This is a genomic window from Desulfocurvus sp. (assembly GCF_023230885.1).
In the GTDB taxonomy this organism is placed as follows: Bacteria; Desulfobacterota; Desulfovibrionia; order Desulfovibrionales; family Desulfovibrionaceae; genus Desulfocurvus.
This window is the reverse complement of sequence record NZ_JALNWM010000171.1, coordinates 1-7,760: the sequence shown is the minus strand read 5'-3', so window position 1 is coordinate 7,760 and position 7,760 is coordinate 1. Positions and strand designations below refer to the sequence as shown.

At 73.5% G+C, this 7,760-nt stretch carries 6 protein-coding genes; 1 reads left to right on the top strand and 5 read right to left on the bottom strand.

Annotation, left to right across the window (positions count from 1 at the left end; translation table 11 throughout):
- Nucleotides 1–70: 70 nt before the first annotated feature.
- From M0P34_RS11890 to M0P34_RS11875, 4 genes are read right to left on the bottom strand one after another with little or no spacing between them, the layout of a single operon-like run.
- Complete coding sequence (locus tag M0P34_RS11890; protein WP_291499380.1) at nt 71–1,195, bottom strand: ABC transporter permease; 1,125 nt, start codon at nt 1,193–1,195, stop codon at nt 71–73.
- On the bottom strand, nt 1,192–2,958 hold the full coding sequence (locus tag M0P34_RS11885; protein ID WP_291499378.1) for an ATP-binding cassette domain-containing protein: 1,767 nt from the start codon (nt 2,956–2,958) through the stop codon (nt 1,192–1,194). Before M0P34_RS11885 ends, M0P34_RS11890 begins: the two co-directional genes overlap by 4 nt.
- Nucleotides 2,955–3,956 (bottom strand): secretion protein HlyD, encoded by a 1,002-nt coding sequence (hlyD, locus tag M0P34_RS11880; RefSeq protein WP_291499371.1) that lies wholly within the window; start codon nt 3,954–3,956, stop codon nt 2,955–2,957. Before hlyD ends, M0P34_RS11885 begins: the two co-directional genes overlap by 4 nt.
- The gene (locus tag M0P34_RS11875) at nt 3,953–4,651 is read right to left on the bottom strand and encodes a CerR family C-terminal domain-containing protein (RefSeq protein ID WP_291499369.1); all 699 of its coding nucleotides are present in this window, start codon (nt 4,649–4,651) and stop codon (nt 3,953–3,955) included. The genes hlyD and M0P34_RS11875 overlap by 4 nt, the downstream gene beginning before the upstream one ends.
- An 878-nt stretch (nt 4,652–5,529) precedes the next feature.
- Here M0P34_RS11875 and M0P34_RS11870 point away from each other — a divergent pair.
- A complete protein-coding gene (locus M0P34_RS11870; protein WP_291499367.1) occupies nt 5,530–6,117 on the top strand; it encodes a nucleotidyltransferase domain-containing protein in 588 nt (195 codons plus the stop codon).
- Between the two features lie 551 nt (nt 6,118–6,668).
- Here the strand turns inward: M0P34_RS11870 and M0P34_RS11865 are convergent.
- Nucleotides 6,669–7,109: a flavodoxin gene (locus M0P34_RS11865; RefSeq protein WP_291499365.1), complete on the bottom strand. Its 441-nt coding sequence runs from the start codon at nt 7,107–7,109 to the stop codon at nt 6,669–6,671.
- Between the last annotated feature and the right edge of the window lie 651 nt (nt 7,110–7,760).

Here is a 7,760-nt window from a genome sequence, read left to right as displayed (position 1 = left end):
GTGCGGCTCTTGCGGTCGCGCAGCACGGCCAGCAGCTCTTTGACCACCAGGGCCCACACCCGCCCGAACATCAGCCGATCCTCCGGGCCGAGCGCCACAGGGTCAGGCCCAGCAGCACGGCGGCGATGGCCGCCATGCCGACCATGTTGGGCAAAAGCTGCGCCCAGGCGTCCCCCGCCAGGAACAGCGTCTTCAGCGCCGAAACGTAGTAGCGCGCGGAGATGGCGTGGGTCAGCAGGCGCACGGGCCAGGGCATCCCGGCGATCTCGAACACATAGCCCGACAGGAAATAGGCGGGCAAAAAGGCCGAAAGGATGGCCACCTGGGCGGCGACGAACTGGCTGCGGGCCACGGTGGAGATAAACAGCCCAAGGCCCAGGGCCGAGAGCAGGAACACCGCCGACACCGCCACCAGCGCCCCGGCCGACCCCCTGAATGGCACGCCGAAGACCCCCAGGGTCAGCGCCAGGCAGATGCCCAGGGCGACCATGCCCAGCAGGAAATAGGGCGCGAGCTTGCCCACGAGCATCTCCAGGCCGGTCACCGGGGTGGCCAGCATGGCTTCCATCGTCCCGCGCTCCCACTCGCGGGCCACGACCAGGGCCGTGAGCAGCGCGCCGATGAGGGTCAGGTTGATGGCGATGCCCCCGGGCAGCAGGCTGTTCAGGCTGCGCAGATCCTGGTTGAACCAGGTGCGCGGGGCCAGGACCACGGGCGGGGCGAACCCCTCCCCGGCTTCGCGGGCCCGCAGGGTCATCCAGGTCAGCCAGATGCCCCGGGCGTAGTTCTGCACGAAGGTCGCCGTGTTGGGCTCCGCGCCGTCCACCAGGATCTGGAACGGCGCCTGGGCGTCGGCCCGGGCCAGGTCGCGGGTGAAGGTCCGGGGGATGACCACCACCCCGCGCAGCCCGCCGGTGGTCAGCTCGCCCTGCATCTGGCGCCGGTCGTGGCCCAGGCGCACGGAAAAGGAGCGCGAGGCCGCGAAGGCCGCCGCCAGGGAGCGCGCCTCGGGCGAGGAATCCTCGAGCACCACGCCCAGGGGCACACCTTCCAGGTCCAGGTTGGTGGCGTAGCCGGACAGCAGCGTCAGGAACACGGGCAGGACGAAGCCGATGAGGATTGAGGACGGATCGCGCACGATCTGCACCCCCTCCTTGCGGGCGATGGCCCACACCCGGCGCAGGGCCGCCCTCACGCGGCCTCCCGCCCGGAGCCGTCGCGCCCGATGAGGGCCACGAAGGCGTCCTCCATGGACGGGTCGGGCAGCTCCGGGCCGCGCACCCCGTCCTTGAGGTCGTCGGGCGAGCCCGAGGCGATGATCCGCCCGCGATAAACCAGCACGATGCGGTCGCAGTATTCGGCCTCGTCCATGAAATGGGTGGTGACCATCACCGTCACCCCGCGTTCGACCATGCCGTTGATATGCGTCCAGAACTCGCGGCGGGTGATGGGGTCCACCCCCGAGGTGGGCTCGTCGAGGAACAGGACGGGCGGCTCGTGCATCACCGCGCAGGCCAGGGCCAGGCGCTGCTTGAAGCCCAGGGGCAGCGCGTCGGCCGAGGCGCCCAGGTACGGCCCCAGGGCGAAAGTCTCGACCATGCCCGCAACGGCCCTGCGGCGCGCCTCGCGGCCCAGGCCATAGACCCCGGCGAAGAATTCCAGGTTCTGGCGCACGGACAGGGTGCCGTAGAGGGAGAACTTCTGGGCCATGTAGCCGATACGCGCGCGGGCCCTGCCGCTGGCCTTTTCGAGGTTCAGGCCGTCCACCAGGGCCTGGCCCGAGGTGGGCCGCAGCAGCCCGCACATCATCTTGAAGATGGTCGACTTGCCCGCGCCGTTGGGCCCCAGGAGCCCGAAGACCTCGCCGCGCCGGATGGAGAAGGACACCTCGCTGGCCGCGGTGAAGGCGCCAAAGCGCTTGGTCAGGTCGCGGGCCTCCACGGCGCTGCCCGGGGCCGGGTCGCGCGGGCGCATGGCCTCGGCCAGGGGCGACACGCCCCCGGGCCCGCCGCCCAGGGCGTCCACGAAGGCGTCCTCGAAGCGCGGGGCCACGGGCTCCAGGGTCGCCCCGGGCCCGGCGCGCAGGGCGTCCAGGTCGGGCGGCCCGGCATCCCGGGCCAGCACCAGGCGCACCGAGCGGCCCTGGATGACCCCGTCGGCCACCCCGGGCTGGCCCAGGGCCCGGCGCAGCACGGCCCGGCGCCCGGCCGCGATCCCGCGCAGGGCCAGGGAGCGCCCGGCCACCAAAGCGGTCAGCGCGCCGGGCGGGCCGAAAAAGAGCTGGCGCCCCTGGGAAAGCAGCAGCACCTGGTCGCAGGCCTCGGCCTCGTCCAGGTACGACGTGCTCCAGACCACGCCGATGCCCTGCCCCGCCAGCTCGCGGACCATGCGCCACAGCTCGCGCCGCGAGATGGGGTCGACGCCCACGCTGGGCTCGTCGAGCAGCAGCAGCTCCGGGCGGCGGATCATGGCGCAGGCCAGGCCGAGCTTCTGCTTCATGCCGCCCGACAGGCGCCCGGCAAGGCGCCCGGTGAATGCCTCCAGCCCCGTGAAGCCCAGCAGCCGGGCGAACACGGCGGGCCGCTCGGCGGCGGGCAGGCCGCGCACGTCGGCGTACAGCCGCAGGTTCTCGCCCACGGTGAGATCCTCGTAGAGCCCGAACTTCTGGGGCATGTAGCCCAGGCGGGCGTGGACGGCCGGGGCCTCGCGCCCGGGGTCGCAGCCCAGCACCCTCGCCTGGCCCGCGTCGCGGTCCAGCAGGCCGGCCAGGATGCGGATGAGCGTGGTCTTGCCCGCGCCGTCGGGGCCCACCAGCCCGGTGACCACCCCTGGCGCCACATGCGCGCTCACGCCGTCCAGGGCCGGGGGCCCGGCCTTGGCGAAGGTCTTGACCAGCCCGGCGACCTCCACCAGGGGGGCCGCAGGCCGGGGCTCGGGTGCAACCCGGGGGGCGCTCATGGCCGGGAGGGCCGGTCGTCCCGGGGCAGGGTCACGGTGACGGGCATGCCCTGGCGCAGGCCCTGGTCGGCCTCGTCGACCACGATGCGCAGGCGGTAGACCAGATCGGTGCGCAGGGCCTCGGTCTCCACGCTCTTGGGCGTGAACTCCGCCACCGGCGAAATGAAGCCCACCCGCCCCGCATAGGGCTCGTCCGGGCGCGAGTCGGTGGTCACCTCCACGGCCATGCCGGGATGCACGCGTCCGAGCAGCGGCTCGGGCACATAGGCCCGCACCCAGACCGGCCGGTCCAGGGACAGCACAAGCACCGTGGTTCCGGCGCCGATCATGGCCCCGGGCTCGCGCACGCGCGAGAGCACGGTGCCCCCGGCAGGGGCCACGAGCAGCGTGTCGGCGAGGTCCGTCCGGGCGGCGGCGGCGGCGGCCTCGGCGGCGCGCAATCCGGCTTCGGCGGCCTGCACGTCCTCGCTGCGAAAACCCGTCACTTGCAGGCGCAGGGCCTTGCGCGCCGCGTCCAGCTCGGCGGCGGCGGCGTCGCGCGCGGCCACGGCGTCCTCGTAGTCCTGGGCGGCGATGACCCCGCCCTGGTACAGCTCCTGGCGGCGCCGGGCCACGCGCTCGGCGTTCTCCGCCCGGGCCTGCACCTGGGCCACCCGCGCCCGGGCCTGGGCCACCTCCTCGCTGCGGTATCCGGCGAGGAGCTTGTCCAGGTTGGCCCGGGCGGCGTCGCGCTCGGCCTCGGCCCGGGCCAGGGCGTTGCTGTAGGGCTCGCCGTCGAGCACGGCCAGCACGTCCCCGGGGTCCACGGCGTCGCCCTCGTCCACGCGCACCTCGGCCAGCAGCCCCGGCACGCGCGGCGCGAGCTCCACCTCGCGGATGTCCACATTGCCGTACAGGCGCGGGGCCCCGTCGCCGCCGGGCCCCCGCCCGGCCAGGAACCACCACAGGCCCGCGCTGACCACCAGCACCACAAAGGGAATGACGATCCGCCGCTTCATGGCTTTGCCTCCGTACAGACGGGGGAACAGGATTCGGTGATGGCCTCGACCTGGTCGCAAACGATGCGCGCGATGCACTCCAGGTGCGCGTCGCCCAGGCTCTCGCAGTCCAGGCGCCGCACGGCCGAGGCCATGGCCACGCGGAAGACGACCAGCTGGCCCATGACGGAAAAGGCGCGCAGGATCAGCTCGGGGCTGTCCGGAGCCAGCCCCGTGAGCCGGGCCAGCAACGCGCACCACATGGCGTGCACCCGCTTCAGGAACCGCTCGTGGAAGATGGGGAAGGCCGAGGTCGGCGCGATCTGCTCCTGGAGCACGATCTGGCTGAAGCTGCGCGCCTCGGGGGTGGCGAGCATGATCCGCACCATGCCGCGCACCGTGGTGCGCAGGGCGGCCAGCACGTCCTCGCGCCGGGCGGCGGGGTCCTGGCACACGGCCAGGGTTCCGGCCACGCTGGGGCCGACCTGGGCCAGCATCACGTCGACGATGTGCCCGGCCACGGCGTGGTACAGGCCCTCCTTGCCGCCGAAATGATAGGGGATGGCCCCCAGGTTGACCCCGGCCTCGGCGGCCAGGGCCCGCGTGGCCGTGGCCTCGAAACCGTGCAGGCCGAACAGGCGCACCCCGGCCTCGATGAGCCGCTGGCGCGTCCCGGCCTGGGCCCCGCCGTCGGCCCGGGGGACGGGCCGTGTCATTTCCTTGTCCATATTCCCTTCCATGTTCTGTTCCTTGCAGGAGCCTTGCCAGCCCGGTGCCCGGAGGCGGGCGGACGGACCGACGCGGGCGGAAGCGCCCCCCGGATGGCCCGGAGCACCCCCGCGCGCCCTGCCGGGGCGGGCGGCCCGGCTGTCGCAACCCGGGGTGCCGGGGTGCCGGGGTGCCGGGGTGCCCGGAGACCCGGAGACCCGGAGACCCGGAGACCCGGAGACCCGGAGACCCGGAGACCCGGAGACCCGGAGACCCGGAGGCCCGGAGGCCCGGAGACCCGGAGGCCCGGAGGCCCGGAGGCCCGGAGGCCCGGAGGCCCGGAGGCCTCCTCGGACTTGGCCCGCCGTCCGGTCCGTTGCCGTCTATTCAAACGAATGAATCATTTTAGGGAAACTGTCAAGTCTTTTCTGGTTCCCGTCGCCCCGCTCCCGTCCCCCGCCCCATCACCCGCTCCCGTCCCCCGTGTCAGCACGGTGCGTCCCCCAAACCGGCGCCCGCGAATGCGACCAGGGCCGGAGGCAGACGCGCAAGCCGGACAGGGGGACTCGGGGCCGGGGCGCCGGGCCGGGAGCCGGGGTGCGGGGCTCGCGCGCGAGGACCGGCCGGGCGCGGGGCGGGCCACAGGCGGACACAACGCCGGGGCAAACAGCGGCCGGGGCAAGGACGGGGGGAATCCGGGGCGCCCGGGGCCGGAGCCGAACGAAGGGCTCGCGGACCGGAACGCAAGCGGGCGGGAAATCGGCCGGGCGGGCGGGCACGGCGCCGGGGCGCCGGGGCGGCCTTGCGCCCGGCGCGCGGCTCTGCTAGCGCCCGTACGCACCGCCGCGCCGCGACGAACGCGGTCGGCGAACCCAAGGAGGCGACGGTGGACGACATTCTGGAACGGGCCCGGTGCGCGAGCCGGCAGGCCTGGGACGTGGTGCGCGCCACGGGGGTCGTGGAGGCCTGGCAGGACGCCGGGGCCACGGTGAACCTGGTGGGCTCCCTGCGCACCGGGCTTTTGCTGCGCCACAAGGACATCGACTTCCACATCTACTCCGATCCGCTGCGCATCGAGGACAGCTTCGCGGCAATGGCGCGCATCGCCGCCGCCCCCGGGGTGCTGCGCGTCCGGTTCGCCAACCTGCTGGACGCCGAGGACCAGTGCCTGGAATGGTACGCCTGGGTCCGCGACGCGGCCGGTGAGCAGTGGCAGATCGACATGATCCACATGCCCCGGGGCTCGCGCTGGGACGGCCACTTCGAGCGCGTGGCCGAGCGCATCGGCGAGACCCTGACCCCCGAAACGCGCCTGGCCATCCTGCGCATCAAGGACGCCGTGCCCGAGGGCGAACAGGTCATGGGTATCGAGATCTATCAGGCGGTATTGCGCGACGGGGTGCGCGGCTGGGAGGATTTCGCGCGCTGGCGCGGGGCCAATCCGGGGCAGGGCATCATGGACTGGATGCCCTAGGGCGAAGCCCGGGGCGAAGCCCGGACGCGGAAACGGAGAAGGGGCCCGGCACCATGCCGGGCCCCCAGGACGGCGGAGGACCGGGGCCGCGGCACAGCCGCAGGCCTGGAAACGGGGTCCGGTCCGGGGTCATCGTGGAGGTCGGACGATGGCCCCGGGCGGCCCCTGGCCCCTGCCCCGCTCGTCGGGCAGGACGGCCCGCGCCTGTCGCCGCAGGCGCGCGTGGCCGGTGCCCGGGCGGCGCGGGGGGCGAAGGGATGCGCGCCCTCACCCCGCGCCGCCGATGGAAAAACAGGCCATCCGGCGATGGCCCCGGCTCCGGGCGGCGGGCAAAGCCCGGCGGAACCCACCCGGAGCCGGGTTGCCGCCCCCGTGGGGAGGGGGCGGCGCCGGAAGCGCAGAACCGCATTGCACGGCCCGTGCGCCGCCCGGCCACCTGCCGCCGCGCGGGGCCAAGAAGCCTCGCGGCGGCCCGGCCCGCCCGCCCCCCGGGCACGGCGGGAAGCCCGAAGGGACGGCCGGAACCGAAGCGGCGGCCGGAACAGTTGAAGCTAGACCCGCCCGGCCACCTCTTCGGCCCAGGCGGTGATCTCGCCGCGGTCGGGGTCGCCGTCGATCTTCAGGGAGTCGACCACGACCTTGGAACCCATGTTGCGCAGCTTTTCCTCGATGGCGTCCACGGCGCCGCAGAAATGGGTGTAGGAGGAGTCGCCGCAGCCGAACACGGCGGTCTTCCTGCCGCCCAGGCCGGATTTCTCCAGGGATTCGTAGATGGGGACGAAATCGTCCTGCAACTCGATATCCTCGTCGCCCCAGGTGGAGGCGCCCAGCAGGACGATATCGTAGTCGCCGCCCAGGGCCTCGGCGGACGTGTTGGCCGCGTTGACGACCTCGGCGTCGAAACCCTTGGAGGCCAGGGTCTTGGCGATGAACTCGGCCGTGGTCTCGGTGTTGCCGGTGGTGGAGCCGTAGACGACAAGCGCGCTTGGCATGGTCATTTCCTCGTGTTGCCTGTTGCCGGTTGCGGGCGCCACCCTGGCGCCCCGGCGGTGTCGTGCACCGGGATTCTTGATATTGAAATTCATTTTCAAAAGCAAGCCCTAATTTCATTCCTGGGACATTTCCCCCGCGGTGCCTTGCAGGCAAGGGTTTTTTGGCGTGTCCAGGCGCCCGGTTTCCGTCTCCTTGCCGGGGCGGCCCCGTCGCAGGCGCAGGCCCCTGGCGGCCCGCCCGACGCGCGGCGCCCTGAAGCCGCCCGCCCCGGCCAGGAGCCCGACAGGGACGGCAGAGACGGAAACACCGCGAAAGATGGACGGCGGCGCCTGCGGGGAAGGCGCCGCCCTTCCGGCGTCCGGCCTGCCGTCGCCCCCCGCAGGATGTACGGCCAGCGCCGCCTCCCGCCGGGGCCTTCCGGCCGCCGGGCCCCGCCCCCTTAGCGCCCAAAGCCGGGCAGAAGAAACGACTGGAGGCGCGGAGGACGACGGCTCCCCCGCGCCACGCACCGGACAGGGACGAAAAAACGGGAGGCAACGGGAAAGGGACGATGACGCCCTCCGGAAGCGCCCCGCTCCCCGGGCGCCCGGACCCCGCCGGGGACCGCCAGCCAGCAGCGGCACTGCCCGGACCCGCGGGAGGGGCGAACG

Excerpts from the sequence above, each read along its gene's own strand:
- M0P34_RS11885 (WP_291499378.1), bottom strand. The coding sequence starts at position 2,958 with ATGAGCGCCCCCCGGGTTGCACCCGAGCCCCGGCCTGCGGCCCCCCTG.
- hlyD (WP_291499371.1), bottom strand. The coding sequence starts at position 3,956 with ATGAAGCGGCGGATCGTCATTCCCTTTGTGGTGCTGGTGGTCAGCGCG.
- M0P34_RS11875 (WP_291499369.1), bottom strand. The coding sequence starts at position 4,651 with ATGACACGGCCCGTCCCCCGGGCCGACGGCGGGGCCCAGGCCGGGACG.
- M0P34_RS11865 (WP_291499365.1), bottom strand. The coding sequence starts at position 7,109 with ATGCCAAGCGCGCTTGTCGTCTACGGCTCCACCACCGGCAACACCGAG.